The sequence below is a fragment of the Nonomuraea sp. NPDC023979 genome, assembly GCF_040639085.1.
In the GTDB taxonomy this organism is placed as follows: Bacteria; Actinomycetota; Actinomycetes; order Streptosporangiales; family Streptosporangiaceae; genus Nonomuraea; species Nonomuraea ceibae.
In genome coordinates this window covers 49,038-74,759 of sequence record NZ_JBEZZG010000023.1, presented here as the reverse complement: position 1 = coordinate 74,759, position 25,722 = coordinate 49,038, and the positions used below count along the sequence as shown (strand labels likewise).

The window sequence follows — 25,722 nt, the reverse complement described above, 5'->3', positions numbered from 1 at the left end:
CCACGAGGAAAACGCAATGGCTTCCGTGAACATGGCCGACGTCAAGCGGCTTCGCGAGATCACCGCTGCAGGCATGATGGACTGCAAGAAGGCTCTTGAGGAGGCTGAGGGCGACTTCGACCGCGCCATCGAGCTGCTCCGTCTCAAGGGCGCCAAGGATGTGGGCAAGCGCGAGGCGCGCACCGCCTCCAACGGCCTGGTCGCGCTCCAGCAGGACGGCGACTCCGCCGCGGCGCTGCTCGAGCTCAACTGCGAGACCGACTTCGTGGCCAAGGGCGAGCGCTTCCAGGAGCTGGCCTCCCAGGTCGTCGCGCACGTGCTGGCCACCAAGCCGGCCGACGTGCCGTCGCTGCTGGAGTCGTCCTTCGACGGCAAGACGGTCAAGGAGCACCTGGACGTGGCCAACGCCGCGCTCGGTGAGAAGATCGAGATCCGCCGCTTCAAGGTGCTGGAGGGCGGCTACATCGGCGCCTACATGCACCGCACCGACCCGGCGCTGCCGCCGGCCGTCGGCGTGCTCGTGCAGCTCGACAAGGCCAACCCCGAGGTGGCCAAGGACGTCGCGCAGCACGCTGCCGCGATGGCCCCGCAGTACCTGAACGCGGACGCCGTGCCGGCCGAGGTCATCGAGAAGGAGCGCAAGCTCTTCGAGGAGATGACCCGCGAGGAGGGCAAGCCCGAGGCCGCGATCGGCAAGATCGTCGAGGGCCGGGTCAACGGCTGGTACAAGGACTTCACGCTGCTCCAGCAGGCGTTCGTGAAGGACAACAAGAAGAGCGTGGGCAAGTACGCCGAGGAGAACGGCGCGCAGGTTCTGGCTTTCGTCCGGTTCAAGGTCGGCCAGGCATAGGCTGGAGCGAAGTTCTCCGGCGTCGCACCGGCCAAGGCCGGTTCCGGTGCGACGTCACGCGACGTAACGCGTGGAATCCGGTCGGATCGGGGCTGAACGCCCCGCCGGCCGGAGCAAGTCCAACAGAACCGCCAATAGAGGGAGGCCGCCGCCGTGCAGGACAGTCAGGAGCCCGCCACGTCGGCGGCTTCTTCGTCCCGGAACCAGAGTCCGCTGCGCTGGAAGCGGGTGATGTTGAAGCTGTCGGGTGAGGCGTTCGCCGGCGGCGAGCCGCTGGGCATCGACCCCGGCGTGGTCGAGCAGCTGGCCGATTCGATCGCCGAGGCCGTGCGCGAGGGCGTGCAGGTCGCGGTCGTGGTGGGCGGCGGCAACATGTTCCGCGGCGCGACCTTGTCGGAGGGGGGCATCGACCGGGCCCGCGCCGATTACATGGGCATGCTCGGCACGGTCATCAACTGCCTCGCGCTGCAGGACTTCCTTGAGCGGCGCGGCGTCGAGACGCGCGTGCAGACCGCCATCACCATGCAGCAGGTCGCCGAGCCGTTCCTGCCGCGCCGGGCGATCAGGCACCTGGAGAAGGGGCGCGTGGTCATCTTCGGCGCCGGGCTCGGCTCGCCGTACTTCTCCACCGACACCGCCGCGTCCCAGCGTGCCCTGGAGATCGGCGCGGAGGCGCTGCTCAAGGGCACCCAGGTGGACGGGATCTACGACTCCGATCCACGGAAGAATCCCGATGCGGTGAGGTTCGACCACCTGGACTACGGCGAGGTGCTGATTCGTGACCTGGCGGTCATGGACGCCACCGCGATCAGCCTGTGCAAGGACAACGACCTGCCGATCGTGGTCTTCGACCTGATGGGCGAGGGCAACATCCTGCGTGCGGTCCGCGGTGAGAAAATCGGCACGCTGGTGAGTCCCGCAGGCAAATGAGGGTGCGAGCCCGACACCGCCAGCTAGAAGACAGGGAGCCGCTGTGATCGACGAAACCCTCCTCGAAGCCGAGGAAAAGATGGACAAGGCCGTTTCGGTTGCGAAGGAAGACTTCGCGGGCATCCGTACGGGCCGTGTCACCCCCTCGATGTTCAACAAGATCAACGCTGAGTACTACGGTTCGCCGACCCCGATCCAGCAGTTGGCCTCGTTCCATGTGCCCGAGGCCCGCATGGTCATCATCCAGCCTTACGACAAGGGCTCGATGGCCGCGATCGAGAAGGCGATCCGCGACTCCGACCTCGGCGTCAACCCTGGCAACGACGGCCAGGTGATCCGCGTGTCGTTCCCCGAGCTGTCGGAGGAGCGCCGCAAGGAGTACATCAAGGTCGCCAGGAACAAGGGCGAGCACGCCAAGGTGTCGGTGCGCAACATCCGCCGCTCCGCCAAGGAGATCCTCGACAAGATGGTCAAGGACGGCGAGGCGGGCGAGGACGAGGTCAGGCGTGCCGAGAAGGAGCTTGACGACCTCACGCAGAAGCACGTCGCCAAGATCGACGAGCTGCTGAAGCACAAGGAAGCCGAGCTGCTCGAAGTCTGAGCGGCTCGCCGCGCGGCCCTCGCCTGATGGCGGGGGCCGTGGCTCATGGAGACTCTGTGGAAGAACGTACGGCCGGGACCAGCCGCACCGGCCGGAACCTGCCTGCCGCGATCGCGGTGGGCGTGGGGCTGGGCGCGCTGGTCATCGTCTCCCTCTACACCATCAAGGAGCTTTTCCTCGTGGTGGTCGCGGGGGCCGTGGGCGTCGGCGTGATGGAGCTGGTGCGGGCGTTCGCGACCCGTGGGATCCAGGTTCCGGCCGTGCCGGTGCTGGCGGGCGTGGTCGCCATGCAGGCGGGCGCCTACTGGGGCGGCGGCGTGTGGCTGCTGGGCACGTTCGTGGTGTTCGCGTTCGCGCTGCTGATCTGGCGGATGGTCAGTGCCGGCACCGAGGGGTACGTGCGGGACGCGACGGCGTCGGTCTTCACTCTGTTCTATCCGCCGTTGCTGGCCGGGTTCGTCGCGTTGCTGCTGGCGCCGGACGACGGGGCGCACCGGGTGGTGGTGTTCATCGCGGTGACGGTGGCGAGTGATGTCGGCGGCTATGTGGCGGGGGTGCTGTTCGGCAGGCACCAGCTTTCGCCGATCAGCCCGAAGAAGACGTGGGAGGGGCTGGCCGGGTCGGCGGTGGCGTGCACGGCCGTGGGGGCCTGGCTGGTGACGTGGCTGCTGGACGGCGAGCCGTGGCAGGGCGCGGTGATCGGGGTGCTGGCGGCGCTGCTGGCGACCGTGGGCGACCTCATCGAGTCGATGATCAAGCGGGATCTCGGCATCAAGGACCTGGGCACGATCCTGCCGGGGCACGGCGGGCTGATGGACCGGCTGGACTCGCTGGTGGCCACGCTGGTGCCGGTGTGGCTGCTCCTGGCGCTGTTCGTCTGAGGGCCGGCTGCTCGTGTGAAAGTCAGCTGAGCGCGTCGGCGGTGGCGGGCGTGAGCCAGAGCCAGCGGACGATCTCTCCGCCAAACGCAAATCCTGACATGTCGGGCATATTGGGGGCGTCGGCCTCCATGGTCACCCCCGCGTACCGCGCGCCCATCGGGAACGTCGACGGGTCGTGATACCACTTCGCGGTGTGCCCGTTGCCGAGCCAGGTGACCGAGTGCCACGGATACTGCGCCAGCCACACCAGCAGCAGCGCCGCGTCGCGCGGATCCTCGCGGGTGGCGACGGCCAGCTCGATCCTGGCGTACGCGCCTGGCGTGTCGAGCCACTGCTCGACCGTCGGCATCCGCTGGCAGCTCATCCCGACCGTCGACAGCACGGTGAACCCGCGCTCGCCGTGGGGCGGACGCTCGGTGATGCCGACCGTGGGCAGCCGGTCGCCGCTGGCGTCCCAGTAGCGGCCCGCCGGGCCGAGCACCCGGTCGAGGTGGCCCAGCACGAACTCCTGGAACGACGGCCACGACCCCTCCGCCTGCCGCCAGCGCCAGTAGGAGTGCGCGTTGGAGATGCGCGGGCGCAGCCCTTCCAGGGCCTCCGACAGCGCCCAGGCGAACGGCGACTCGCCCACCGCGTCACGCGCGTAGCCGGGCATGCCGCGGTGCATGTCGGCCCAGCCGGGGATGACGGCCAGCAGGTCGTCCTCCTCGTAGAGCGCCACCCCGTCGCCCTCCTCGAACCACAGCGGCGTGAGCTGCCCCAGCGGCCGGCGCCCGTCCGGGTGGAGGGTGTTGGGGCGGGGCATCAGCGGCGGCAGCCCGGCGTTGACACGCGACAGGTCGATCACGGCGGGCGCGGGCCGATGGTTGGCCAGCCAGACCGCGCCCCGCACGGCGCCGTCGGGCGCGCACAGGTAAGCGACCGAGGAGTCCTCGTCCCGTTCGACCACGAGCGTCCGGCTACCGTAGGGATTGCCGGCCGTGAGGACGACCTCGGTATGCCCCTCGCCCGACGCAGACCGGAAAATCGCCATACGTGAGAACTGTAGATCCCCGGCCAGGCTCTCCGGAATGACACCGGCGAGGTAGGCGTTCACTACCCTGGTCGGAAACCGTACGAACAAAGGCAGGAACGTGTCCCAGCAGCCAGGCCAGCTCACCTTCGTCGCGCCGCGCCGGGCCAAGCCGGCCAGGCACCTGGCGGACCTGTCCATGGCCGAGCGCAGGGCGGCCGTCGCCGAGCTCGGCGAGAAGGCGTTCCGCGCCGACCAGCTCTCCCGCCACTACTTCGAGCGGCTGACCACCGACGTCGAGGCGATGACCGACCTGCCCGCCGCCGCCCGCGAGAAGCTGTCGGCGCTGCTGCCGCCGCTGCTCACCTCCGTCAGGGAGATGACCACCGACGGCGGCACCACGCGCAAGACGCTGTGGCGGCTGTTCGACGGCGCGCTGGTGGAGTCGGTGCTCATGCGCTATCCCGACCGGGCCACGATGTGCGTCTCGTCGCAGGCCGGCTGCGGCATGAACTGCCCGTTCTGCGCCACCGGCCAGGCGGGGCTGACCCGTAACATGTCCACCGCAGAGATCGTCGAGCAGGTCGTCTCCGGCGCCCGCGCGCTCGCTGCCGGTGAGGTGCCCGGCGGGCCCGGCCGGGTCAACAACGTGGTGTTCATGGGCATGGGCGAGCCGCTGGCCAACTACAAGCAGGTGATCGGGGCGGTGCGCCGCCTGGTGGAGCCCGCGCCGCACGGCCTGGGCATCTCGGCCCGGGGCGTCACCGTCTCCACGGTCGGCCTGGTGCCCGCCATCGGCAAGCTCGCCGACGAGGGCCTGCCGGTGACGCTCGCGCTGTCGCTGCACGCGCCCGACGACGAGCTGCGTGACACGCTGGTGCCGATCAACACCCGCTGGAAGGTGGCCGAGGTCCTCGACGCCGCCTGGGCCTACGCCGCCAGGACCAAGCGGCGGGTCTCCATCGAGTACGCGCTGATCAAGGACATCAACGACCAGGAGTGGCGGGCCGACCTGCTCGGCAAGCTGGTCAAGAACAAGCTGGTGCACGTCAACCTGATCCCGCTCAACCCGACGCCGGGCTCCAAGTGGACCGCCTCGCGGCCGGAGGACGAGCGGGCGTTCGTGCGGCGGCTGCAGTTCCACGGCGTGCCGGTGACGGTCCGCGACACGCGCGGGCGCGAGATCGACGGCGCCTGCGGCCAGCTCGCCGCCGCCGAATAACACCCGCCCGAAAGGAAGCCCCCGCCTCAGGGGCGGGTACGGCGCAGCCACGCGTACGCGGCCAGGCCGATCAGGCACCAGGCCAGCGAGGCGGCGGCCAGCGCGGGGAGCCGGTCGGCCAGCAGCCCGGAGTTCGCGGCGCGCATCCAGGCGGTGACCGGCACGCTGAGCCAGTGCAGCGGCGACGCGCTCACCATCAGCATCGCCAGGAAGCCGCCCACCAGCGCCATGATCGAGACGGCCGGTGACGGCAGGATCGCCCGGCTGGTGAGCGCGCCGAGCGCCAGGCCGGTGAGGATCGCCAGGGCGTGCAGGGCCAGGACGGCGGCCAGCTCGGCGCCCTGCGGGGTGGCGCTCACGCCGAGCAGCAGCCCCCACCCCAGGGCCAGCGCGTCGAAGGCGACACAGGCGGCGAGGGCGGCCAGCAGCCCGGCGGCGAGCTCGCGCCGGCGCCCGCCCGCGAGGGTGGCCGACAGCTCGCGCTGGCGGTCCGGCTCGGTGTCGAGCAGGCTCCTGGCGGCCCAGGCGAGGAACGGAATGATCAGGGCCGCCGAGTCGGTCAGCGCCGCCGCCTCCAGCCCCCCGGGCGCGCGGCTGCCGTGCAGGATGGCGAGCAGCGCCAGGATCGCCAGCAGCGCCTGGTAGACGCGGTGGGAGCGGACGTAGGCGGCGACCCGGAAGGCGGCCAGGGCGATCATCGGGTCTCCTCGCTCAGCTCGCGGGCCGCGTAGCCTTCGGCCCGCATGCGGCCGAGGAACGCGGCGACCTCCCCGGCCGGCACCGTGACCTCGACCGTGACGGGCGGCGCCTCCAGGACCGGCTCCGCCGGGGCGGCGGGCTCCGTGAGGAGGCCGCCGGTGAGCGACCAGTGGCGCAGCGACGGCAGGCCGCGCAGCCCGCCCTGGTGGTCGCTGGCCACGACGACGACGCCGCGCGCGGACAGGTCGGCGACGATCGGCGGGAGGGCGTCACGGGTGTCGGCGTCCAGCCCGGCGAACGGCTCGTCGAGCAGCAGGAGCCCCGGCTCGCCCATCAGCGCCTGGGCCAGCCCCACCTTGTGCGCGCTGCCCTTGGACAGCTCGCCGAGCCGCACGTCCAGCAGGTGTTGCATGGTGAGGCGTTCGGCCCACGGCTGCCAGCGGGCGCCGCCGCGCACCCGGGCCATGTGGTCGAGGTAGCGGGCCACGGTGAACGGCTGCTCGGTGGGGAAGCGGTCGGGGGCCAGGCCGACGACCGCGGGCCGGTCCGCGATCGTCCCGGAGGTGGGGGTGAGCAGCCCGGCCAGCAGGCGCAGGAGCGTGGACTTGCCGGCGCCGTTGACGCCGGTCAGCTCGATCACGTCGCCGGGGGACGCCTGTGCGTTGACATCCCGGATGACGGATTGGTCACGTCTTCTGTAGCGGAAGGACACGTTGGTCAGGCGCATGGTGCTGTAACGGTATAGCCCGGCTCGCATTGTCGTGATAAATGAACTCCACAATGGGAGGCGACCCCGGCAGAACTCAGGAGGAGTGGGCTTGAACCGCTTTCCGCGCGTCATGGGTATGCGTTCAGGCTATGACCCCGTCGAGGTCGACACGCTGATCGGGCGGATCGAGGCGACGCTGGGCAGGGGGCCGCGCGACCTGGAGCGCGTCACCGCCGACGAGGTGCGCACGGCGACGTTCCGGGCGCGGCGCGGCGGCTATCAGGAGACGGCGGTCGACTTCGCGCTGGAGGCGTTCGTGGTGGCGCTGGAGACGATGGCCAAGGCGCCGGTCCGGCTGGCGATGGCCGAGCCGACGGGGGAGATGCTGCGCGAGGAGTGGTTCGAGGGCCAGGCGGCCCGGGTGGAGCGGGTGGCGTTCCGTCCCGGCCGGGTGGGCACCGGCTACAACGAGGACGAGGTCGACGCGTTCCTGGACCGGATCGTGGCCACGCTGCGGGGCACGACGGACTACCCGGTGTCGGCGGCCGAGGTCAGGGAGGCGAAGTTCGCCACCGTGATCTTCCGGGCGGGCTATCTGATCGCCGACGTGGACGAGTTCCTGGCGGGCATCGCGGACGTGCTGGAGCAGCGGGCCTGAGGACCCGAGGGCGGCTCAGATCGCCCGGACGAGCCCGCGCAGGTCGGGCTGCGTCTCCTGGGGGATCGCGGGGTCGGCGGGCCGCTCGCCCTGCCGGTTGATCCACACGCGGCGGATGCCGAGCTGGTGCGCCGGGACGAGGTCGTGCACGTAGCTCTGCGCCACGTGCACCCAGTGGGCGGGCCGGTGGGCGCGTTCGAAGGCGCTGAAGTGGGCGTGCGACGGCTTGTAGGCGCCCACCTGCTCGGAGGTCACCACGGCGTCGAAGGGCACCGGGAGCCGGCGGAGGGTCCCGGCGATGAGGTCGCGGTCGCAGTTGGTGAGCAGCGCCAGGTTCCAGCCGGCCTCGCGCACGGCCGACAGCTCGGTGCCGACCTCGGGGAAGACCGGCCAGTAGGGCAGGGTGTCGCCGAGCACGAAGGCGTCGTCGGGGGCGAGCGTCACCTTCTCCTGCGCGCAGGCCCGGCGCAGCGCCTCGGCCAGCACCTGCCGGTAGCGCATCGCGGGGTTCTCGGCCTGCACGTCGAGCTCGTGCCTGACGTACGCCTCCAGCAGGCGCTCGCCGTGACCGGGGGCGATCAGCTCGGCGCCGGAGCGGATGCCGTGCCGCCAGTCGACGAGCGTGCCGAAACAGTCGAACGTGACCCATCGCATAAGGCTCATCATGCGCCCTTGGCGATCTTTACGCGACCCGTCGCGCCGGTCAGGCGCGAGCCGGAGCCGGAGTGCCGGATCCTCTGAGGTGCCCGTGGCTCAGCAGGGCCACGATGACCGAGGTCACCGGGGCGGCCAGGAACGCGCCGGTGATGCCGGCGATTACGCTGCCGACCGTGATGGCCACGAGGATGACCGCGCCGGGCAGGTCGAGGGCTTTGCCGTAGATCTGCGGCGCCAGCACGTGGCCCTCGATCTGCTGCACGAGCACGGTCACCGCGACGACGATCAGCGCGATCAGCCAGCCCTTGGCCACGAACGCGACCACCGCCGCCAGCAGCCCGGCCATGAACGCCCCCACGACCGGCAGGAACGCGCCGACGAACGTGAGCACCGCCAGCGGCAGCGCGATCGGCACGCCGAGGATCCACAGCGCGAGCCCGATGAAGAACGCGTCGACGAGCCCGACGAGCGCCACCCCGCGGATGTAGCGGCCGATCACGGAGAACACCAGCTCCCCGGTCTCCATGAGCCGCTGCCGTGCCGAGGCGGGGAACAGCTCGACCAGCCAGTGCCACAGCCGGTCGCCGCCGTGCACGAAGTAGACCGCCAGGATGACGGCCAGCACGCCGCCCACCACGATCTCGCCGGCGGTCCGCACGCCGGCGATCGCGCCCGTGGTGATCTGGTGCTCCTGCTTGGCGAAGTAGTCGCGCGCCTGCTGGAGCAGCTGCTGGTCGTCGAGCCCCAGCCAGGCGGTGAACCGGTGCAGCTCCTCCAGCACCTTGCCGACGCTGGCGTGCATCTCGGCCACGCTGGCGATGGTGGGCGGCACGAGCAGCGCGCCCAGGCCGACGGCCAGCAGCAGGCCGCCGACGAAGACGACGGTGGTGGCGAGCGCCCGGTTGAGCCCGCGCCGCATCAGCCAGCGGGCGGGCGGGTAGAGCAGGGCGGTGATGAACAGGCCGATGATCACCGAGAGGACCACGGTGCTCACGATGGAGTAGCAGTAGAGCACCACCGCGATGATCGCGATCCAGCCCAGCGCCCGCCACGGCCTCATCCCCGCCCCCTTTTCGCTGCTCAGAGGCCTTCCCTCCGCGGCCCGGGGCAACCCCTCCGAGAGGGCTAAGCGGGCGGAGCCAGGTGCGGGCGTTGCTCCAGCTTGTCCTTCTCGTACGCGCCGCGCGCCTCGCCCGCCGCCCGGGTGGTGGACACCTCGGCGACCGGGACGTCCCACCACGCCTCGGACGACGGGGTGTCGACGTGCGGGTCGGTGACCACGTGGATGACCGTGGTCGTGGTGGCGGCGCGGGCCTCGTCCAGGGCCTTGCGCAGCTCGGCGAGCGTGCCGGCGCGCACGACGGTGGCGCCGAGGCTGGCCGCGTTGGCCGCCAGGTCCACCGGCAGCGGCCCGCCGTCGTAGCGTCCGCCTCCCCGGTAGGCGTAGGCGGTGCCGAGCCGTTCGGCGCCGACGCTCTCGGAGAGGCGGCCGATGGAGGCGAAGCCGGAGTTGTCCACCAGGACCACGGTCAGCTTGACCCCTTCGGCGACGGCCGTGACGAGCTCCTGCGCCATCATCAGGTAGGACCCGTCGCCCACCATGACGAACACCTCGCGTGACGGGTCGGCGAGCTTGACGCCGAGCCCGCCGGCGATCTCGTAGCCCATGCACGAGTAGCCGTACTCGACGTGATAGCTGCCCGGACCGCTGGGCCGCCAGAGCTTGTGCAGGTCGCCGGGCATGGACCCGGCGGCGCAGATCACCACGCCGTCGTCGCCGGCCGCGGCGTTGACCGCGCCGATCACCGCGGGCTGCGGGAGCGGCGAGCCGTCGAGGGCGTACGCCTCGTCGACCAGCGCGTCCCAGGCGCGCGACAGCTCCGCGGCGCGGGCGCGGTGGGCGGCGGGGGCGGCCCAGCCGTCGCAGGCGGCGGCCAGGTCGGCCAGGCCCTCGCGGGCGTCGGCGACGAGCTGGAGCCCGGACAGCTTGGCCGCGTCGAAGCCGGTCACGTTCAGGTTGACGAACCGGGCGTCCGGCGCGAACAGCGAGCGGGAGGCCGTGGTGAAGTCGCTGTAGCGGGTGCCGATCCCGATGATCACGTCGGCCTCGCGGGCCAGCGCGTTGGCGGCCGTGGTGCCGGTCGCGCCGACGGCGCCCATCGCCATCGGGTGCCCGTACGGCAGCGCGCCCTTGCCCGCCTGCGTCTCGGCGACGGGGACGCCGTAGGTCTCGGCGAAGGCGCGCAGCTCGGCGGACGCCTCGCTGTAGAGGACGCCGCCGCCCGCGACGATCAGCGGGCGCTCGGCCGACCTGATCACCTCGGCGGCGCGGGCCAGGGCGGCGCGTTCGGGCCGGGGCCTGGGGACGTGCCACACGCGCGGGGCGAACAGCTCGGCGGGCCAGTCGGCGGCCTCGGCCTGCACGTCCTGCGGCAGCGCCAGCGTCACCGCGCCGGTCTCGGCAGGGTCGGTGAGCACCCGCATGGCCGCCAGCAGCGACGACGGGAGCTGCTCGGGCCGGTTGATCCGGTCCCAGAACCGGGAGACCGGCTTGAACGCGTCGTTGACGGAGATGTCGTACGAGCGCGTGTCCTCCAGCTCCTGGAGCACCGGGCTGGCCACGCGGGTGGCGAAGATGTCGCCCGGCAGCAGGAGCACCGGCAGCCGGTTGATCGTCGCCCCGGCCGCGCCGGTGATCATGTTGGTCGCGCCGGGCCCGATGGAGCTCGTGCAGGCCAGCGTGGACAGCCGGTTGCTCGCGCGGGCGTAGGCGGCGGCGGTGTGCACCATCGCCTGCTCGTTGCGGCTGAGGTAGTAGGGCAGCTCCGCGCCGGGGGCGGCCAGCGCCTGGCCGAGCCCGGCGACGTTGCCGTGACCGAAGATGCCGAAGCAGCCGCCGAACAGCCGGTGCTCCACGCCGTCGCGCTCGGTGCGCTGGGCGGCGAGGAAGCGCACCACGGCCTGGGCCACGGTAAGCCTCATGAGGTCCTCCCGAAGGGCAGCCTGGGGTCGATCTCCTGGCCGGTCCAGGAGCCGCGGATCCAGGCGTGGCGGGGATCGTCGCAGAACGCCATCGACCGCTCGGCGGCGGGTCCGGCCAGCACGTTCAGGTAGTACAGGTCGTAGCCGGGCGCGGCCATCGAGGGCCCGTGGTAGCCGTAGGGCACGAGCACCACGTCGCCGGAGCCGACCTCGGCCAGCGTGTCGACGTGGCCCCGTCCGGAGCCGTAGACGCGCTGGTAGCCGAGGCCCTGGTCGGCCACCTCGAAGTAGTAGATCTCCTCCAGCACGGCCTCGCCGGGGCCGGCGGTGTCGTGCTTGTGCGGCGGGTAGGACGACCAGTTGCCGCCCGGCGTGAGCACCTCGACGGCCACGAGCTTGTCGCACGCGAACGCCTCGGGTGAGGCGAAGTTGTTGACCTGGCGGCTGGCCTGCCCGGCGCCGCGCAGCTCGACGGAGACCGCCGACACGGGCACGTACCGGGCCTCCAGGCGGCGGCCGGCCCGCGCGGACGGCAGCGCGATCCGGCCGGCGCCCTCCAGCACGACGTGCTCGCCGATCGGGACGTAGGCGAAGTCGGACGGCCCGTCGAACACCGACGGCCGGCCGGACAGCTCGAACGTGCCGGAGCCGTGCGTGACCGTGCACGAGCCCGACAGCGGCAGGACCAGCATCTCCTCGCCGCCGGTGTCGAAGGCGACCGGGGCGCCGTCCAGGTCGGCGATCCGCAGCCCGGAGTAGTCCCACCCGGCCAGGCCGGGGGTGATCTCGACGGCCCAGGGAGCCGCGGCGGCCTTGCCGTACGGAATGTAAGTCATGAACCAGCCTCTCGCACCAGGGTCGCGGCGCCGTCCACGGCGGTGGCGACGTCGTCGTCCGGAGGGTAGAGCAGAGCGCGCCCGACCACGAGCCCCCGCACGCCGGGCAGCAGGAGCGCGCGCCCCCAGTCGGCGTAGGCGGCGGCCACGTCGGGCGGGTCACCGCCGAGCAGCAGCGCGGGCAGCGTGGTGGCGGCCATGACGCGCTCCATCTCGGCGACCGCGGGGATCTTCAGCCAGGTGTAGGCGGAGGTCACGCCGAGGGCCTGGGCGACGCTGATGGCCCGGATGACGGCGTCGGGCGACAGGTCGTTGCGCACGGCCCCGCTCTCCGAGCGCACCGACCAGAACGGCTCGACCATGGCCAGGAGCCGGCGCCGGGCCAGGTCGGTGACGGCGCGGGCGCACGACTCCAGGGTGGCCACGCTGGCGTGGTCGCCGGGGTCGATGCGGCAGAGCATCTTGCCGCCGTCGAGGCGCATGTCGCCGATGGAGGCCGCGTCGAAGCCGGTGAAGCGGTCGTCCAGCTCGAACACCGAGCCCTGGAGCCCGCCCCGGTTCATGGAGCCGAAGGCCAGCTTGCCTTCGAGCGCGCCGAGCAGGAGCAGGTCCTCCAGCACGTCGGGGGAGGCCAGGATGCCGTCGACGCCGGGCCTGGCCAGCGCCACCTGGAGCCGGTCGAGCAGGTCGACGCGGCTGGCCATGGCCAGCGGCCGGTCGCGTACGGCCAGCGCGCCGCGCGCCGGATGGTCGGCGGCGATGATCAGCAGGCGTTCGTCCTCGGCGGGCAGGCCGCGCCGCTGCCGGCGGGCGGCGGCGTGGGCGATCTCCTCGGGCCGGGTGGCGCGGATGTGGGTGAGCTGCTCGTAGCCGACGCTTCGGGGCAGCGTGATGTCGCTCAAGGACGGGCTCCCGTCTGGAGCGCGAGCACCTCGTCGGTGGAGGGCATCGCGTCGGCGCAGGCCAGGCGGGCGGCGACGTGCGCGCCGGCCGCGTTGGCGAAGCGGAGGGTACGTTCCAGCGGCCAGCCGCGCACCAGGCCGAGGCAGAGCGCCCCGCCGAACGCGTCGCCGGCGCCGAGCCCGTTGACCACCTCGACGGGCACGGGCTCGACGACGACGTGCTCGTCCTTGGTGCGGGCCAGCACCCCGGCGGGGCCCAGCTTGACCACGGCCACCTCCATGCCGGCGTCGAGCAGCGCCTGCGCCGCCTCTTCGGGGTCGCGGGTGCCGACGGCGATCTCCACCTCGTCGAGGTTGCCGACGGCCACGTTGGCGTGCCCGAGCGCGCGGCGCACCTCGCGGCGGGCGGCCTCGGGCGACTCCCACAGCGTGGGGCGGTGGTCCAGGTCGAACACCGTCCACCCGGACGTGCGGGCCTCCAGCGCGGTGGCGTGCGCGGACCGGCTGGGCTCCTGGCTCAGCCCGGTGCCGGTGAACCAGAAGACCGACGCCTCGCGGATCGCGGCCAGGTCCAGCGACTCGGGTTTCACCTGCAGGTCAGGCGGATGCTCGCCCCGGTAGAAGTAGATCGGGAAGTGGTCGGGCGGGAAGATCTCGCAGAACGTGACCGGGGTGGGCGGCCCGTCGACCGTGCCCACGAAGGCGTCGTCCACACCGAACCCGCGGATCGCCTGCCGTACCCATTCGCCGAAGGGATCCGCGCCCACGGCGGTCACCACGGCGGAGCGCAGCCCGTGTCGGGCCGCCGCCACCGCGACGTTGGTCGGGCTGCCGCCGAGGAACTTGCCGAAGGTCTCGACGTGAGCCAGGCCCACGCCGGTCTGCAGCGGATAGATGTCGACGCCGCAGCGGCCGATCGTGATCAGGTCGAACAACGCACCTCCAGAGATGGAGCCTTCCGCCCAACACTATGGCATATTGTCATGACATTCGGATGTCCGCTATGTTACTGAATGTGCCCTGGCCGTATCCCCCGATGGGCGGCCCCGCCGGCGCGTCGCATAGTGTCGGGCTGGCGGTCCGTCTCCCAACGGGCAAAGTCGCAGCATGAGGGCACGCTCCTGGATATGGCAAGGTCTTTACGTCATATGGATGTCATGACATATTGGCCCTGACTTCCTCCCTTTTAGGACGTGTCGGAGGGTTTGCATGGTGTTGCGGAAAAGGTCGGTGGTCGCGGTGTTGGCCGCGTCCGCGCTGGGACTCGCCGGGTGCGGCCAGTCGTCCGGCGGTGGCGGAGGTGACGCCATCGAGCTGACGATCAGCCAGAACGCCATCGCCGGCGGCAAGAACGCGGCAGCCGCCGACCACATCGCCAACTGGGTGATCCCCAAGTTCGAGGAGGCCCAGAAGGCCAAGGGCAAGGACGTCACGGTCAAGTTCGTCCCCAGCGGAGTCGACGACGAACAGTACAAGACCAAGCTCTCCCTGGACCTGAAGTCAGGCAAGGGCGCGGACGTGATCGACATCGACGGCATCTGGGCGGGCGAGTTCGCCGAGGCCGGCTACATCAAGCCGCTGGCCGAGCTGGTCGGCCCCGAGGCGGACAGCTGGGACGGCTGGCAGCAGATCCCCGAGGCCGTGCAGGGCCTGGCCACCTTCGAAGGCAAGAAGTACGCGCTGCCGGTCGGCACCGACGGCCGCGTCCTCTACTTCAACAAGACGCTGTTCACCAAGGCCGGGCTGCCCGCCGACTGGCAGCCCACGAGCTGGCAGGAGATCCTCGACGCGGCCGCCAAGCTCAAGTCGTCCGGCGTCCCCGTGCCGATCCAGATCAACGCCGGCACCGCGATGGGCGAGGCCACCACGATGCAGGGCGTGCTGCCGCTGCTCGCGGGCGCGGGCGGCGAGGTGCAGAAGGACGGCAAGTGGACCGGCGCGTCCCAGCCGCTGAAGGACACCCTCGGCCTCTACCAGAAGATCTACGGCGGCGGCCTCGGCGACCCCAAGCTCCAGCAGGAGGCCAAGGGCCGCGACAAGTCGTTCCAGCAGTTCGCCGAGGGCAAGATCGGCATCCTGCTCGAAGGCGACTACTTCTGGCGCGGCGTGGTCAACCCCAAGGACGGCGTCGCCAAGATGGACGACCGCGACCAGGTCGTCGGCTACGCCAAGATCCCGGCCATCGAGCCCGGCAAGGGCATCCGCGGCCAGGACTTCGTCAGCATGTCCGGCGGCGCGCTGCGCACGGTCAACCCCAACACCAAGCACCCGAAGGAAGCCTTCGAACTGCTCGCCTTCACGCTCTCGGCCGACGCGCTGAAGGAGGAGACCAAGGACGGCAACGTCCGGATCACCCCGCGCAGCGACGTCAACAAGGAGATCCTGGCCGGTGAGCCGCTGCTGACCTACATCTCCGAGCAGGTGCTGCCGCTGACGGCCTACCGGCCGCCGGTCGCGCTCTACCCGCAGGTGTCGGTCGCGCTGCAGGAGGCCACCGCCGCGGTGGCCGGCGGCACCCCGGCCGACCAGGCGGCCGCGGACTACCAGAAGAAGCTCGAAGGGCTCGTCGGTGGCGCAGGTAACATCGCCTCCTGAGCCGGCCGAGGTCGTCAGCCCGGACCCCGCCCGCCGCTACAGCTCCGACGCGGCGGGCCTGGGCCGGCTGCGGGCGGGCGCCTTCGTGGCGCCCGCTCTGGCGCTGATCGCGGTCTTCCTGGTCTTCCCCGCGCTCTGGGTGATCTACCTGGGGCTGACGAACTACCGGCTGACCGGCGCCGCCGCGGCCGAGCCGCAGTTCGTCGGGCTGGACAACTTCGTCAAGGCCGTCACCGACCCGGAGTTCTGGGACTCCACCTGGCTGACCTTCCAGTTCGTGCTGGGCTCGGCCGTCATCGGGCAGGTGGTGCTCGGCTTCACCCTGGCCTGGATGCTGAAGGACCGGCGCGGCACGCTCAAGAGCGTGGTCGAGGGCCTGGTCATCCTGGCCTGGATCCTGCCGAGCGCCGTGGTGTCGTTCCTGTGGGTGGCGCTGCTCGACCGCGACGCCGGCACCCTCAACGCGCTGCTCGGCATCCCCGGCTTCGCCTGGCTGCTCGACCACCCGATGCTGTCGATCATCATCTTCAACACCTGGCGCGGCACCGCGTTCTCGATGATGCTCTACGGCGCGGCGCTCGGGAACGTGCCGCCGTCGCACCTGGAGAGCGCCCGGCTGGCCGGGGCGTCCGGCTGGCAGCAGTTGCGTGACGTGGTGTTCCCGCACATCCGCGGGCACATCCTGACCAACCTGCTGCTGATCAGCCTGTGGACGTTCAACGACTTCAGCCCCTTCCTGCTCACGGCGGGCGGCCCCGACGGCAAGTCCGAGGTGCTGGCCGTGCACGTGTACAAGGTCGCGCTGCAGAACGGCGACCTGGGCTACGGCGCGGCGATCTCCACCGTGATCCTGCTCATCAACCTGGTCGTGGCGGTGTTCTACCTGCGGCTGCTCAGGAGCAAGAAATGACCCGCACCTGGGCCGGGCGGATCGGCTTCTACACGCTGATCGCGGTGCTCCTGGCCTTCTTCACGATCCCGCTGCTGTGGCTGGCGGCGGCGCCGTTCACCTCGGACCCGACGTACGAGGTCCGGATGCCGGACTTCACGTTCGAGAACTTCCAGACGATCATCGAGCACCCGTACGCGCTCGGCTCGCTGGTGAACTCGCTGATCCTGGCGATCGGCACCGCGCTGCTCGTGGTGGTGCTGTCGGCGCTGGCCGCCTACGCGCTCAGCCGGGTGCGCATCCCGGGCCGCGACGCGCTGCTCTACGCGCTGCTGCTGCTCTCGTCGATCATCACCGGGACCGCCGCGATGGTGCCGCTGTTCCAGCTCGCCATCGAGCTCGGCCTGATCGACTCGCACACCGGGCTGATCCTCATCCTGACCGGCGGCCTGCTGCCGGCCGCGATCTTCATGATCAAGGACTTCATGGACGCCACGCCGAAGTCCTACGAGGAGTCGGCGCGGGTGTTCGGCGCCTCGCCGCTCCAGATCGTCCGCCACGTGGTCACCCCCGTGGTGCGGCCCGGCCTGGCGACGATCGCGGTGTGGACGATCGCCAACGTGTGGGGCAACTTCCTGATGCCGTTCCTGCTGCTCAGCGACGTGGAGAAGCAGCCGGCCGCGGTGATCATGTACACCCTCTACACCGAGGGCGGCCAGGCCAACCTCAGGGTGCTGTCGACCTTCGGCCTGCTCTACTCGGTACCGGTCGTGCTCATGTACCTGTTCGTCAGCAAGAAGTACGGCTTCCGCTTCCACGGAGGGATCAAGCGCTAAATGGCCGCTATCGAACTTCGGGGCCTGACCAAGGTCTATCCCGGCGGGGTGAAGGCGCTCGACTCGCTCGACCTGACCGTCCCCGACGGCGAGTTCTTCGCCCTGCTCGGCCCCTCGGGCTGCGGGAAGACCACGCTGCTGCGCACGATCGCCGGGCTGGAGACCGCCACCGGCGGCGCCGTCGTGATCGGCGGGCGGGACGTGACCGGCGTGCAGCCGGGCGGACGCGACATCGCCATGGTCTTCCAGGACTACGCCCTGTTCCCGCACATGGACGTCAGCGACAACATCGCCTACCCGCTGCGCATCAAGAAGGTCCCCAAGGCCGCCCGCCACGCCAAGGCCGCCGAGGTCGGCGCCAGGCTCGGCCTGGAGCAGCTCATGGACCGGCGGCCCGGCCAGCTCTCCGGCGGCCAGCAGCAGCGCGTCGCGCTGGCCCGCGTCATGGCCACCCAGGCGCAGGCGTTCCTGTTCGACGAGCCGCTGTCCAACCTGGACGCCCGGCTGCGGCTGGAGGCGCGCACGTTCCTGAAGAAGCTCCAGCGCGAGCTCGGCGTCACGACCGTCTTCGTCACCCATGACCAGGCCGAGGCGCTGGCGATGGCCGACCGCATGGCCGTCATGGAGGCCGGGCACATCCGCCAGATCGGCACCCCCGCCGAGGTGTTCCAGCGGCCCGCCAACACGTTCGTGGCCGCCTTCATCGGCTCCACCCCGATGAACCTGCTGGACGCCGTCGTCAGGGGTGACACGCTGGAGGTGGCCGGGTGCAAGCTGCCCGTCCCCGCCTCCGCGGAAGGACTCCTGACCGAGGGGGAGAAGCTGGTGTACGGGGTGCGTCCCGAATACATGACCTATTCGGCGCAGCCGGTCGACGGGTCGCTGACCGGCGGCGTCGTCATCCTGGAGAACCTGGGGGCCTCCCACCTGGTCACCCTGGACGTGGCGGGCGTGCTCGTGCAGGCCGTCGTCCCCGAGGGGCACGAGCCGGCGCTGGGCGAGCAGGGCTACGCGGTGCCCCGGGGCGACCGGGCGCTGGTCTACCGTGACGGCGAGCTGGTGACGGCATGAGCGTGATCCGCGGGCACTGGAGCCTGGACGACCGGCTGGAGCGCATCCTGCGCGAGGTGCCCTTCGAGGTGCCCGAGGGCGCCCCGGCGGTCACCGTACGGCTGTCCTACGACCGGTCGCAGGGCGTGCTCGACCTCGGCTGCGGCGGCCCCGGCGGGTTCCGCGGCTGGTCGGGCGGCGCCCGCGACTCCTACACGATCACCCCGGGCTGGGCCACGCCCGGCTACCTGCCCGGCGAGCTCGAAGCGGGCCAGTGGCAGGTGTGGCTGCGGCTGCACCGCGTCCCGCCGCAGGGCCTCGACTACACGCTGGAGATCGACACCGCGCCCGTGCCCGAGCCGGAGAGCGCCGAGCCGCCGCACGGGGAGCGCCCGCCGCGCCGCGACATCCCGGACGTCGGCGGGCTGCGCTGGTTCGCCGGCGACTTCCACGCCCACACGCTGCACAGCGACGGGGCGCTCACCGTCGCCGAGCTGGCGGAGCTGGCGCTGGGGCGCGGCCTGGACTTCCTCGCCGTCACCGACCACAACACCGTCAGCCACCACCCCGAGCTGGCCAAGGCCGGCCGGGCCATCACGCTGCTGCCCGGCCAGGAGGTCACCACCGACCGGGGGCACGCCAACGTGTTCGGCGACGTCGGCTGGGTCGACTTCCGGCAGCCCGCCGACTCCTGGGTCGAGCACGCCGATCGGGCGGGCGGGCTGATCTCCATCAACCACCCGCTCGGCGGCGACTGCGCCTGGCTGCAGCCGCTCACCGAACGGCCCAGGATCGCCGAGGTCTGGCACTCCGGCTGGTGGGACCGCCGCTGGGGCGCGCCCCTGGCCTGGGCCGACGCCTGGCACCCCGACCTGGTGGCGATCGGCGCCAGCGACTTCCACCGGCCCGGCTCCGACGGGCTGCCCGGCTCGCCCACCACGTGGGTGCTGGCCGAGGACCCCGGCGCGGCGTTCGACGCCGTAGCGGCGGGCCGCACGGCGATCTCCGCCGGGCCCGGCGCGCCGCTGCTCCTGCGGCTGGGCGACGAACTGCTCGCCCTGGACGCCGACGGGCTCATCCTGGTCCGCCCCGGCGGCGCCCGCCAGGTGATCCGCGGCGACCGCGTGCTGCTGCCCGCCGCCGAAGGGCGGCACCGACTCGAAACCTACGAGAACGAGGTGATGGCTCTATGCGCCTGATCAGTGTCGCCAACGCCCCGGTGAGCTTCGGCGTGTTCGAGCTGAGCGACGCCCCGCCGCCGCTGACCGCCGCCGAGATGGTCGGCGCGATCGCCGGCGCCGGCTACGCGGGCATCGACCTCGGCCCCATCGGCTACCTCGGCACCAAGGACGACCTGGCCGAGCGGCTGGGCGGGCTGCTGCTCGCGGGCGGCTGGGCCGACCTGCGCTACAGCGACGCCGAGGCGTTCAAGCAGGGGCTGGCCGCGCTCGACGCGACGCTCGACGTGTTCGACGCCGCCCCGGCCGCGCCCGCGCACCTGGCGCCCCGGCCCACGCTCGGCTGCTCCGGCTCGCCCGCGCGCTTCGCCCGCCCCGGCGGGAACGCGCCCGGGCTGGCGGCGTCCGAGTGGGCCGGTTACGCCTCCCGCGTCCAGGAGGCGGCCCAGCGCTGCCGCGACCGCGGCTACGAGCCCGCCTTCCACCACCACCTCGGCACGTACGTCGAGACGCCCGAGGACGTCGAGCGGCTGCTGGAGCTGACCGACGTGCAGCTCTGCCTCGACACGGGCCACCTGCTGCTGGCCGGCGGCGACCCGGTGACCGCGCTGCGCGACTGGTCGGGCCGCGTCGGCCACGTCCACGTCAAGGACGGCGACCGCGCGATCCTCGCCCAGGCCCTGGCCGACGGCGTGGACCTGCGCGAGCTGATGGGCCGCGGCGGCTTCGCGCCGCTCGGCGAGGGCGAGCTCGACCTGCCCGGAGTGATCAGCACGCTCGGCGAGATCGGCTACCAGGGCTGGGTCATCATCGAGCAGGACACGCTGCCCGGACGCCGGTCAGTTGAGCGGAACATCGCCGATCAAGCTGCCAATCGCGAGAAGCTACGGGAACTCGGACTTTGAGGCCACGCCGGAGGGGCTGGCTGGTTGAGACCATGCTGGAGGAGCGGGTTTGAAGATCGCGCTTGTCGGATGCGGAGCCGTCACGCAAGCGGTGTACGTGCCGTTGCTGTCGCGCCGCCGAGATCTGTTCGAGGTGACGGCCGTCTGCGACCTGTCGCGGACGCTCGCCGACGCCGTGGGTGACCGGCTCGGCGCCCCCGGCCGCCACACCGAGCTCGCCCGGATGCTGGAGGCCGGCGGCTTCGACGCCGTGCTCGTGCTCGCCTCCGGCTCCCACGGCGAGACCGTGCGGCAGGCGCTCGCGGCCGGCTACGCCGTGCTGTGCGAGAAGCCGCTGGCGCTGACTCGCGCCGAGGTGGACGCGCTGCCCGAGGGGCGGCTCATGGTCGGCTACATGAAGCAGTACGACCCGGCCGTGCGCCGGGCCGAGGAGTTGCTGGCCGAGCTCGGCGGCCCGGGGCGGATCCGGTCGGTCGAGGTGACCGTGCTGCACCCGAGCGGGGAGTCGCAGCTCGCCTTCGCCAACCTGACCCAGGCCCGCGACGTGTCCCCGGAGCTGCTCGCCTCGCTGCGGGCGGCCGAGGACGGGCTGGTGTCGAAGGCGCTCGGCGAGTCCGCGCCCGCCGCCGTGCGCTCCCTGTACGGGGTGGCGCTCGGGTCGATCTGTCACGACCTGTCACTGCTGCGCCGCTTCACCGGCTCCCCCCACGAGATCGCGTACGTCGAGACCTGGGGGGAGGCGCCCGGGTCGATCGAGATCTCCGGGCCGCTGCCCGCCGCCGGCCGGTTCGCCATCCGCTGGCACTACCTGGAGGACTACCCGGCCTACCGTGAGAGCGTGGTCATCCACCACGACAGCGGCTCGCTGGAGCTGGTCTTCCCCTCGCCCTACCTGATGAACGCGCCCACCACGCTCACCGTCGTGTCCGGCGGCGAGAGCCGCACCGAGTGGCGTGACGTGACCGAGGCGTTCGAGGTGCAGCTGGCCGCCTTCCACGCGTTCGTCAACGACGGCAAGCCGCCGCTGACCGACGCCGCCGGAGCGCTGGAGGACATCGTCACCGCTCAGCGCATCGCCGCCCGCTACGCCGTCCAGCACGACCTGCCGATCGGAGGCGAAGCCGCATGACCGCGGAGATCGTCGTCGTCCCGCACACCCACTGGGACCGCGAGTGGTACGAGCCCTTCCAGCGTTTCCGGCTGCGGCTGGTGGCGCTGCTGGACGAGGTGCTCGACACGATGGAGAAGGACCCCGACTACCACTTCACGCTCGACGGGCAGCTCGCCTGCGTGGACGACTACCTGGAGGTGCGCCCGGAGAACCGCGACCGGATCGCCGCCCTGGTCGAGTCCGGGCGGCTGGCGGTGGGGCCGTGGCAGATCCTGCTCGACGAGTTCCTGTGCTCGGGCGAGAACATCGTGCGCAACCTGGAGCTCGGCATGGCCAGGGCGGACAAGCTCGGCGGCGCGATGGCCGTCGGCTACCTGCCGGACATGTTCGGGCACACCGCGCAGATGCCGCAGATCCTCAGGAGGGCCGGGCTGCTGCACGCCTGCGTCTACCGGGGCGTGCCCGCGTCCGTCACCACCGACGCCTTCGCCTGGGTCGCGCCCGACGGCACCGCCATCCGGGCCCAGTACCTGCCCGCCGGCGGCTACGGCAACGGCGCCCACCTGTTCGAGGACCCCGCCCAGCTCGGCGAGCGCGGCGCCGCGTTCGTCCGCACCATGCGCGGCTGGCACGGTCCCGACGGGCCGCTGCTGGCCATGTACGGCACCGACCACTCCGCCCCGGTGCGCGGCCTGCCCGACATGGTCAAGCAGCTCGGCGCCCGCATGGACACCCTGTCCGGCTACATCGAGGCGCACTCCGCCGACGTGACCGGGCTGCCCCGCGTCACCGGCGAGCTGCGCTCGCACGCCCGGGCCAACATCCTGCCGGGCGTGATCTCCGTACGCGCCCACGTCAAGCAGGCGATGAGCCGCGCCGAGCGGATGGTCGAGCGCTACGCCGAGCCGCTGGCCGCGCTCTGGGGCGGCGAGTGGCCCGGCCGCTTCCTCGACATGGCCTGGTGGCGGCTGGTCGACGCCAGCGGCCACGACTCGGTCACCGGCTGCGGCGTGGACGAGACCGCCCAGCAGGTGGCGGCCCGCATCGCCGAGGCCGAGCACCTGGGCCAGGCCGTGCGCGACATGGTGACCGCCCGGCTGGCCGGAACGGTGCCGTCCGGCGCCGTGCTCGTCGTCAACCCGACGCCCGCCCCGAGACGCGGCGTCGTGGCGATCAACGTGGCCGGCAGCGACCCGCTGCTCGACGCCGACGGGGTCAAGGTCCCGCTCCAGCCGCTGGAGTACGCCCCGACGCTGCTGCTCGACGAGGAGATGGACCCGGCCACCGCGCTGACCTTCATCCACGGCACCGAGCTGTACGGCCAGCACATCACCGGCTGGTCGGTCGAGGACGGCGTGCTGACCTTCACCGTCGCCCGCGAGTCGAGCGCGGCCTTCAACGTGGGCCAGGTGCGCGGCGCGCTGGAGGGCGTGACCCGCGTCCGCATCCTCGCCGAGGCCCGCCGCACGCTGGCCGCGTACGTGAGCACGCCGCCGCTCGGCCACGCCGCGGTGCGCACCGCCCCCTACTCGGAGGTGGCCGGGGCCCCGTCCGGCGACCCGTTCGTGCCGGTGCGCGCCGAGGAGCGGATGCTCGACAACGGGCTGCTCAACGTCGAGGTGGCGCGTGACGGCACGCTCACGCTGACCAGCGCCGACGGCGTCACGCTGACCGGGGCGGGGCGGATCGTCGACGGCGGCGACGTGGGCGACAGCTACAACTACGCGCCTCCGGCCCACGACCGCGTCGTGCAGGACCCGGAGTCGGTGCACGTGTCGAAGGTGTGCTCGGGGCCGCTGGTGGCGGCGTTCGACGTGTGGCGCACCTACCAGTGGCCGGCCGCCGGCGACGGGATCGACGGCACCCCGGAGATCCCGGCGCAGTCGCGTACCGAGGTCACCGAGGAGATCGCCGTCCGCACCCGGGTCGAGCTGCGCGCGGGCGAGCCGTTCGCGCGGCTGACCGTGGAGTTCGACAACCGGTGCGCCGACCACCGGGTGCGGCTGCACGTGCCGCTGCCCGAGCGGGCGACGCGGTCGCACGCCGAGGGGCAGTTCGCCGTCGTCACGCGCGGCCTGGACGCCGAGGGCGGCTGCGGCGAGGAGCCGCTGCCGACGTTCCCCGCCTCCTCGTGGGTGGCGGCCGGGGGAGTGGCGGCGCTGCTGGAGCACGTCACCGAGTACGAGCTGGTCGACGACGGGAAGGAGCTGGCGCTCACGCTGCTGCGCTCGATCGGCTTCCTGTCGCGCAACCGTCACGTGCTGCGCCCCGAGCCCGCCGGGCCGCAGCTGCCGACCCCGGCGGCGCAGTCGCGCGGGCTGCGCTCGGTGGAGCTGGCGCTGATGCCCTACAGCGGCACCTGGAAGGCGGTGCCCGAGGCGGCCGAGACGTTCCGGCACGACCTGCTGGCCGTGGCGGGCACCGGCGACCCGGCGCTGCCGCTGCCCGCGCCCGCCGCGGGGCTGTCGGTGGCCGGTGACGGCGTCGTCATGACGTCGCTGCGGGTCCGCGACGGGTGGCAGGAGCTGCGCGTGGTCGCGCTCACGGACGAGGCGACCGAGGCGGTCGTCGAGGGCGGGTTCACCCGGGCGCGCCTCGCCGACCTGCGCGGGCGCCCCGGCGCGGAGGTGCCGGTGACCGGCGGGGTGCTGCGGCTGCCCCTGTCGGCCTGGGAGATCGCGACGGTCCAGCTCTCCTAGTCGTGCAGGCCGAGCTGGCGGGCCGCCTGGAGGGCCAGCCAGACCTCGGCGAAGGCGGCGCTGGACGACAGGTCGCGGCCCGTCAGGGCGGCGAAGCGGCGCAGCCGGTAGGCGAGCGTGTTGGGGTGGATGTGCAGGGCGGCCGCCGCGTCCTCGGTGCGGCGGTCGCGTTCCATCCAGGTGCGCACCGAGGCGAGCAGCCGTGAGTCGTGCGCCTCGTCGTAGGCGAGCACCTCGCCCAGCACGTCGTCCACCAGCGCGGTGAGCGTGTCGGCGTCGTCGGGCAGCCACCGGCCGGTGGTGTCGTCGCCGTAGTGGACGAGCGGCCGGCCTGACGCGGCGGCCCGGTCGGCGGCCCAGACGGCCTCGCGCCGGGCCACCCGGGTGGACCCGCCCGCCGCGAACGGCCTGCTCACCCCGGTCCGCGCCCCGGCCGGCGCCGTGAGCGCGTCGCCCAGCCCGGGGGCGCCGAGCACGTAGTGGTCGCTGCCGCGCCGCAGCATCAGGTGCGGATGGTCGGCCAGCGCCCGGCGCAGCGCGTCGTCGGCCGCGCCCCGTACGACCATCAGGACCGTCTCCCCGTCGGCGGCCAGGCCGAGCCGGGCCAGGCGGCGGCGGGCCGTGGCCTGGTCGAGCACGTCCTGCAGCAGCTCGGCCAGCGTCTCGGCGCCCTCGCGGCGCAGCGTCTCGCGCTCGTGCCTGGCCATCGCCACCTGGAGGGCCGCGACCGTGGCGATGTGCTGCACCACGGCTAGCCCGGCGGGCCTGGCGCCCTCCCGCTCGAAGGCCACCAGGAACCCGGCCGGGCCGCCGGGTGCGGGCACCGGCAGCGCGAAGCCGCCCGGGATCGTGGGCGGCGCGTCGGGGGCCGACGGCAGCGCGTCGAGCGACGGCACGGGCACCCCGGGCAGCAGCGGGCGCCCCTGCGGCGTGCACAGGTAGACGTCGTAGCCCGACAGCCGCTCCAGCCGTTTGAACAGCGTGGCCGTGTCCAGGTCCTCGGCGGCCAGCCAGCGCAGCGCGCCGAACACCTGCAACTGCGCGCCCAGCCGGTGCCGGGCGTCCTCCTGCACGGCCGCGGCCACCTCCTGGGCGATCGCGATGAACGGCACCGCCAGCGGCACCTCCAGCACCGGCATCCCGCGCGCCTCGGCCGCCTCGAAGAACGCCTCGTGCAGCGGCGGCACGTGGAGCTGCGCCGACAGCGCCAGCGCCGAGACGCCCGCGTCGTCCAGCCGCTCCAGGTAGGCGCGCTGCCGGGCCGCCGCGCGTGGCACGCCGATGCCCGTCGTCATGATCACCTCGGCGCCGAGCAGCCACGGCGTCGGGTCGTCCAGCTCGCTCACGTGCGCCCACGACACCGACCGCCCCACCCCGGCCTCGCCGGCGAGCAGGCGGAGCTGGAGCGCGGGCGAGCGCAGCAAATCCTCGACCGTCACCTTGTGCTCAGCCACAACCCCCACCGTAGTACTTCGTGAATCGCCCAATTGCCGCAGGTCAGAGAGGTGACGTTGACTGCG

Annotated in this window: 24 protein-coding genes; 14 read left to right on the top strand and 10 right to left on the bottom strand. The window is 72.4% G+C overall.

Annotated elements, in window-relative coordinates; genetic code table 11:
- Nucleotides 1-16 precede the first annotated feature (16 nt).
- The 4 genes from tsf (at nucleotide 17) to AB0G11_RS32335 (ending at nucleotide 3,262) form a co-directional block, all read left to right on the top strand.
- Nucleotides 17-850: a translation elongation factor Ts gene (gene tsf / locus AB0G11_RS32350; protein WP_219510001.1), complete on the top strand. Its 834-nt coding sequence runs from the start codon at nucleotides 17-19 to the stop codon at nucleotides 848-850.
- A 231-nt stretch (nucleotides 851-1,081) separates the two neighbouring features.
- A complete protein-coding gene (gene pyrH / locus AB0G11_RS32345; protein ID WP_246646054.1) occupies nucleotides 1,082-1,780 on the top strand; it encodes a UMP kinase in 699 nt (232 codons plus the stop codon).
- Nucleotides 1,781-1,823: 43 nt separating this feature from the next.
- On the top strand, nucleotides 1,824-2,381 hold the full coding sequence (gene frr, locus AB0G11_RS32340; protein ID WP_219509999.1) for a ribosome recycling factor: 558 nt from the start codon (nucleotides 1,824-1,826) through the stop codon (nucleotides 2,379-2,381).
- Between the two features lie 56 nt (nucleotides 2,382-2,437).
- Complete coding sequence (locus AB0G11_RS32335) at nucleotides 2,438-3,262, top strand: phosphatidate cytidylyltransferase (protein ID WP_308125995.1); 825 nt, start codon at nucleotides 2,438-2,440, stop codon at nucleotides 3,260-3,262.
- 22 nt (nucleotides 3,263-3,284) lie between these two features.
- On the opposite strand, the gene AB0G11_RS32330 is transcribed toward AB0G11_RS32335, so the two are convergent.
- Nucleotides 3,285-4,295: a suppressor of fused domain protein gene (locus AB0G11_RS32330; protein WP_357590414.1), complete on the bottom strand. Its 1,011-nt coding sequence runs from the start codon at nucleotides 4,293-4,295 to the stop codon at nucleotides 3,285-3,287.
- Between the two features lie 100 nt (nucleotides 4,296-4,395).
- On the opposite strand from AB0G11_RS32330, the gene rlmN reads away from it, so the two are divergent.
- Nucleotides 4,396-5,496, top strand: coding sequence for a 23S rRNA (adenine(2503)-C(2))-methyltransferase RlmN (rlmN, locus tag AB0G11_RS32325; RefSeq protein ID WP_219509996.1), 1,101 nt, complete (start codon nucleotides 4,396-4,398; stop codon nucleotides 5,494-5,496).
- Between the two features lie 26 nt (nucleotides 5,497-5,522).
- Here the strand turns inward: rlmN and AB0G11_RS32320 are convergent, their stop codons facing one another.
- Both AB0G11_RS32320 and AB0G11_RS32315 read right to left on the bottom strand, forming a co-directional pair.
- Nucleotides 5,523-6,194: a hypothetical protein gene (locus AB0G11_RS32320; RefSeq protein ID WP_357590412.1), complete on the bottom strand. Its 672-nt coding sequence runs from the start codon at nucleotides 6,192-6,194 to the stop codon at nucleotides 5,523-5,525.
- Nucleotides 6,191-6,922, bottom strand: coding sequence for an ATP-binding cassette domain-containing protein (locus tag AB0G11_RS32315; RefSeq protein WP_357590410.1), 732 nt, complete (start codon nucleotides 6,920-6,922; stop codon nucleotides 6,191-6,193). Before AB0G11_RS32315 ends, AB0G11_RS32320 begins: the two co-directional genes overlap by 4 nt.
- A 118-nt stretch (nucleotides 6,923-7,040) precedes the next feature.
- On the opposite strand from AB0G11_RS32315, the gene AB0G11_RS32310 reads away from it, so the two are divergent.
- Nucleotides 7,041-7,562 carry a DivIVA domain-containing protein gene (locus AB0G11_RS32310; protein ID WP_357590408.1) on the top strand — a complete coding sequence of 174 codons (522 nt, stop codon included), beginning with the start codon at nucleotides 7,041-7,043 and terminating at the stop codon, nucleotides 7,560-7,562.
- A gap of 15 nt (nucleotides 7,563-7,577) precedes the next feature.
- Here AB0G11_RS32310 and AB0G11_RS32305 read toward each other — a convergent pair whose 3' ends face one another.
- The 6 genes from AB0G11_RS32305 to iolC all read right to left on the bottom strand — a co-directional run bounded on the left by AB0G11_RS32305 (nucleotide 7,578) and on the right by iolC (nucleotide 13,874).
- Complete coding sequence (locus AB0G11_RS32305; protein ID WP_219509992.1) at nucleotides 7,578-8,216, bottom strand: HAD-IA family hydrolase; 639 nt, start codon at nucleotides 8,214-8,216, stop codon at nucleotides 7,578-7,580.
- Between the two features lie 49 nt (nucleotides 8,217-8,265).
- The gene (locus AB0G11_RS32300; protein ID WP_219509991.1) at nucleotides 8,266-9,279 is read right to left on the bottom strand and encodes an AI-2E family transporter; all 1,014 of its coding nucleotides are present in this window, start codon (nucleotides 9,277-9,279) and stop codon (nucleotides 8,266-8,268) included.
- A gap of 65 nt (nucleotides 9,280-9,344) precedes the next feature.
- Complete coding sequence (gene iolD, locus AB0G11_RS32295; RefSeq protein ID WP_219509989.1) at nucleotides 9,345-11,201, bottom strand: 3D-(3,5/4)-trihydroxycyclohexane-1,2-dione acylhydrolase (decyclizing); 1,857 nt, start codon at nucleotides 11,199-11,201, stop codon at nucleotides 9,345-9,347.
- Nucleotides 11,198-12,037 (bottom strand): 5-deoxy-glucuronate isomerase, encoded by an 840-nt coding sequence (gene iolB, locus AB0G11_RS32290; RefSeq protein ID WP_357590406.1) that lies wholly within the window; start codon nucleotides 12,035-12,037, stop codon nucleotides 11,198-11,200. Before iolB ends, iolD begins: the two co-directional genes overlap by 4 nt.
- Nucleotides 12,034-12,930, bottom strand: coding sequence for a deoxyribose-phosphate aldolase (locus AB0G11_RS32285; RefSeq protein WP_308125996.1), 897 nt, complete (start codon nucleotides 12,928-12,930; stop codon nucleotides 12,034-12,036). Before AB0G11_RS32285 ends, iolB begins: the two co-directional genes overlap by 4 nt.
- 5 nt (nucleotides 12,931-12,935) lie before the next feature.
- Nucleotides 12,936-13,874, bottom strand: a complete 939-nt coding sequence (gene iolC, locus AB0G11_RS32280) for a 5-dehydro-2-deoxygluconokinase (RefSeq protein ID WP_219509987.1) — start codon at nucleotides 13,872-13,874, stop codon at nucleotides 12,936-12,938.
- A gap of 274 nt (nucleotides 13,875-14,148) precedes the next feature.
- Between iolC and AB0G11_RS32275 the strand changes: the two genes are divergently transcribed.
- From AB0G11_RS32275 to AB0G11_RS32240, 8 genes are read left to right on the top strand one after another with little or no spacing between them, the layout of a single operon-like run.
- Nucleotides 14,149-15,534 (top strand): extracellular solute-binding protein, encoded by a 1,386-nt coding sequence (locus AB0G11_RS32275; RefSeq protein WP_357590404.1) that lies wholly within the window; start codon nucleotides 14,149-14,151, stop codon nucleotides 15,532-15,534.
- Nucleotides 15,509-16,444, top strand: a complete 936-nt coding sequence (locus AB0G11_RS32270) for a sugar ABC transporter permease (protein WP_357590402.1) — start codon at nucleotides 15,509-15,511, stop codon at nucleotides 16,442-16,444. Before AB0G11_RS32275 ends, AB0G11_RS32270 begins: the two co-directional genes overlap by 26 nt.
- Nucleotides 16,441-17,259, top strand: coding sequence for a carbohydrate ABC transporter permease (locus AB0G11_RS32265; RefSeq protein ID WP_219509985.1), 819 nt, complete (start codon nucleotides 16,441-16,443; stop codon nucleotides 17,257-17,259). The genes AB0G11_RS32270 and AB0G11_RS32265 overlap by 4 nt, the downstream gene beginning before the upstream one ends.
- Nucleotides 17,260-18,330 (top strand): ABC transporter ATP-binding protein, encoded by a 1,071-nt coding sequence (locus AB0G11_RS32260; RefSeq protein ID WP_219509984.1) that lies wholly within the window; start codon nucleotides 17,260-17,262, stop codon nucleotides 18,328-18,330.
- Nucleotides 18,327-19,508: a CehA/McbA family metallohydrolase gene (locus tag AB0G11_RS32255; protein WP_246646051.1), complete on the top strand. Its 1,182-nt coding sequence runs from the start codon at nucleotides 18,327-18,329 to the stop codon at nucleotides 19,506-19,508. Before AB0G11_RS32260 ends, AB0G11_RS32255 begins: the two co-directional genes overlap by 4 nt.
- Nucleotides 19,499-20,392, top strand: coding sequence for a TIM barrel protein (locus AB0G11_RS32250; protein WP_246646050.1), 894 nt, complete (start codon nucleotides 19,499-19,501; stop codon nucleotides 20,390-20,392). The genes AB0G11_RS32255 and AB0G11_RS32250 overlap by 10 nt, the downstream gene beginning before the upstream one ends.
- Before the next feature lie 49 nt (nucleotides 20,393-20,441).
- Entirely contained in the window at nucleotides 20,442-21,521 is a 1,080-nt protein-coding gene (locus AB0G11_RS32245) for a Gfo/Idh/MocA family oxidoreductase (protein WP_219509983.1), read from the top strand.
- A complete protein-coding gene (locus AB0G11_RS32240; protein ID WP_357590400.1) occupies nucleotides 21,518-24,202 on the top strand; it encodes an alpha-mannosidase in 2,685 nt (894 codons plus the stop codon). The genes AB0G11_RS32245 and AB0G11_RS32240 overlap by 4 nt, the downstream gene beginning before the upstream one ends.
- On the opposite strand, the gene AB0G11_RS32235 is transcribed toward AB0G11_RS32240, so the two are convergent.
- Nucleotides 24,199-25,656: a PucR family transcriptional regulator ligand-binding domain-containing protein gene (locus AB0G11_RS32235; RefSeq protein WP_357590398.1), complete on the bottom strand. Its 1,458-nt coding sequence runs from the start codon at nucleotides 25,654-25,656 to the stop codon at nucleotides 24,199-24,201. The two genes, AB0G11_RS32240 and AB0G11_RS32235, sit on opposite strands and share 4 nt — an antisense overlap.
- Between the last annotated feature and the right edge of the window lie 66 nt (nucleotides 25,657-25,722).